This window comes from Streptomyces sp. NPDC056503 (assembly GCF_042794995.1).
Lineage (GTDB): Bacteria > Actinomycetota > Actinomycetes > Streptomycetales > Streptomycetaceae > Streptomyces.
The window spans coordinates 1-2563 of record NZ_JBHTST010000264.1; the positions used below are offsets into that span (position 1 = coordinate 1).

General features: G+C 74.5%; 2 protein-coding genes. Both read left to right on the forward strand.

What is annotated here, in order from left to right:
- Positions 1 to 192 precede the first annotated feature (192 nt).
- Entirely contained in the window at positions 193 to 1485 is a 1293-nt protein-coding gene (locus ACFQ8C_RS36880; RefSeq protein WP_383466312.1) for a DUF6986 family protein, read from the forward strand.
- 85 nt (positions 1486 to 1570) lie between these two features.
- A partial coding sequence (locus ACFQ8C_RS36885) for a serine/threonine-protein kinase (RefSeq protein ID WP_383466314.1) occupies positions 1571 to 2563 on the forward strand: 993 nt, incomplete at its 3' end.

Sequence of the window (2563 nt, forward strand, 5' to 3'; positions counted from 1 at the left end):
GGTCTGCCCGGGGGTGGCCCACCCCCTCTGGGGCGCCCCCCCCGCGCCGCGGGTGGGGGGGGGGGCCGCCGGTATTTTGCGCCGGGGCGGCCCCCGGTCGTTTCGGTCAACCATTGACGCAGGATCGGCGGACTATTAACTTCGCTATACGGATTGTTGATTCCGTGAAGCGGAAAACAGGAGGGATCAGGGATGGGTCAGCAGGAGAAGGTGTCGACGAGCCTCGCCGGCGCGGTCAGCGAGGGCATCAGCGCCTCCCTCGCCGCGGTGGACGCCGAGCTCGACCGCCGCTACCCGGGCGACCCCGGCACCCGCCAGCCCGTCCACACCGTCTACGTCCCCGGCAACGTCTTCGACGCCGGCACCATCCGCTCCTGGGGCGACCAGGCCCTCGCCGCGCTCGACGAGCACGCCCCCGACGCCGCCTCCTTCGCCGCCGTCCTCGGCCTCTCCGACGACCTCGCCGAGGACGTGTACGGCCGCGTCCGCGCCAAGCTGGAGCGCGAGCCCATCGAGGACCTGCGCGTCGACTTCGAGGACGGCTACGCCGGCGCCGACGAGGACCAGGACGCCGCCAGGGCCGCCCGCCTGATCAACGAGGCGTACGCCGGGGGCACCGCCGCCCCGTACATGGGCATCCGGATGAAGTGCATGGAGGCCGCCGTCCGCGACCGCGGCATCCGCACCACCGACGTCTTCCTCACCGGGCTCCTGGAGAACGGCGGCCTGCCCGACGGCCTCGTCCTCACCCTTCCCAAGGTCACCTACCCCGAGCAGGTCACCGCCTTCGTGCGCCTCCTGGAGGCCTTCGAGAAGGCCCACGGCCTCGACGCCGGCCGCCTCGGCTTCGAGATCCAGATCGAGACCAGCCAGTCCATCCTCGCCGCCGACGGCACCGCCGCCGTCGCCCGCATGATCGACGCCGCCGAGGGCCGCGCCACCGGCCTCCACTACGGCACCTTCGACTACAGCGCCTGCCTCGGCGTCTCCGCCGCCTACCAGGCCAGCGACCACCCGGCCGCCGACCACGCCAAGGCGATCATGCAGGTCGCCGCCGCCGGCACCGGCGTACGCGTCTCCGACGGCTCCACCAACGTCCTCCCGGTCGGCTCCACCGCCCACGTCCACGAGGCGTGGAAGCTGCACTACGGCCTCACCCGCCGCGCCCTGGCCCGCGCCTACTACCAGGGCTGGGACATGCACCCGGGCCACATCCCCACCCGTTACGCCGCCGTCTTCGCCTTCTACCGCGAGGGCTTCGAGACCGCCGCCAAGCGCCTCTCCGCCTACGCCAACCACGCCGGCGGCGACGTCATGGACGAGCCCGCCACCGCCAAGGCCCTCTCCTCCTACCTGCTGCGCGGCCTCCAGTGCGGCGCCCTCGACACCGCCGAGGTCGACGCCCTCACCGGCATGACCCGCGCCGACGTGGAACGCTTCGCCGCTCCGCGCCGCGGCGACCTCACCGCCAGCGCCGACCGCTGATCCCACGGCGAGGTTCGGTCACTTTTCCGCCAACTGCCCCGTACTCTTGTCGAGTTCACATGATCGACAGGGGGACGGGGCAGCGGTGTCAGCGGGGGAGAACGAGCGGCTCGCGGGCCGCTACAGAGTCGTGCGCAGACTCGGGCGCGGTGGCATGGGCGTGGTCTGGCACGCCGTCGACGAGGTCCTGGGCCGCGAGGTGGCCGTCAAGGAGCTCCGTACGTTCACGGACACGGCCGCCGGCGAACTCGCCGACCTGCGGCTGAGGATGACCCGGGAGGCGCGGGCGGCGGCCCGCGTCCGCCATCCCGGGGTCGTGGCGGTCCACGACGTCACCGAACACGAGGGCCGTCCGGTCATCGTCATGGAACTGGTCGACGGACCCTCGCTCGACGACGTCCTCAAGGAGCGGGGGACGCTGGGGCCGCGCGAGGCCGCCCGGATCGGCGCCGCGGTCCTGGAGGCGCTGGCCGCCGCGCACGCCGCCGGTGTGCTGCACCGGGACGTCAAGCCCGGCAACATCCTGCTCGACCGCTCGGGCCGGACCGTCCTCACCGACTTCGGCATCGCCGCCATGGACGACCCGGACGACGGCTCCGCCACCCGTCTGACCCGCAGCGGCGAGATCATCGGCTCCCTCGACTTCCTCGCCCCCGAGCGGGCCCGCGGCGGCGACCCCGCCCCGGCGGCGGACGTCTGGGCCCTCGGCGCCACCCTCTACGCGGCGGTCGAGGGCTCCTCGCCCTTCCGCCGTACGTCGACCTGGTCGACGCTCGCCGCCATCGTCACCGACCCCCTTCCGGAGCCCCGCCGCGCGGGCCCCCTGACCCCGCTCCTCCAGCGCCTCCTGGACAAGGACCCGTCGACCCGCCCGGAGGCCGGCGAGGCGGCGCGGCTGCTCGCGGAGTTCGCGACCGCCGGCGGCGTGGACGGGCCCGTGTCCCCCGCGCCGGCACGGGAGCCGGCTCCGGGCCCGGCGGGGACCCCGGTGGACCCGCGCCTCCCGGCCCCCGGGCCCGGACCGGCGGCCGGCGTCGAAACCGGACCCGGGCCCGTCCACGTGGTCGGAGCCGGAGCC

Excerpts from the sequence above, each read along its gene's own strand:
- ACFQ8C_RS36880 (WP_383466312.1), top strand. The coding sequence starts at position 193 with ATGGGTCAGCAGGAGAAGGTGTCGACGAGCCTCGCCGGCGCGGTCAGC.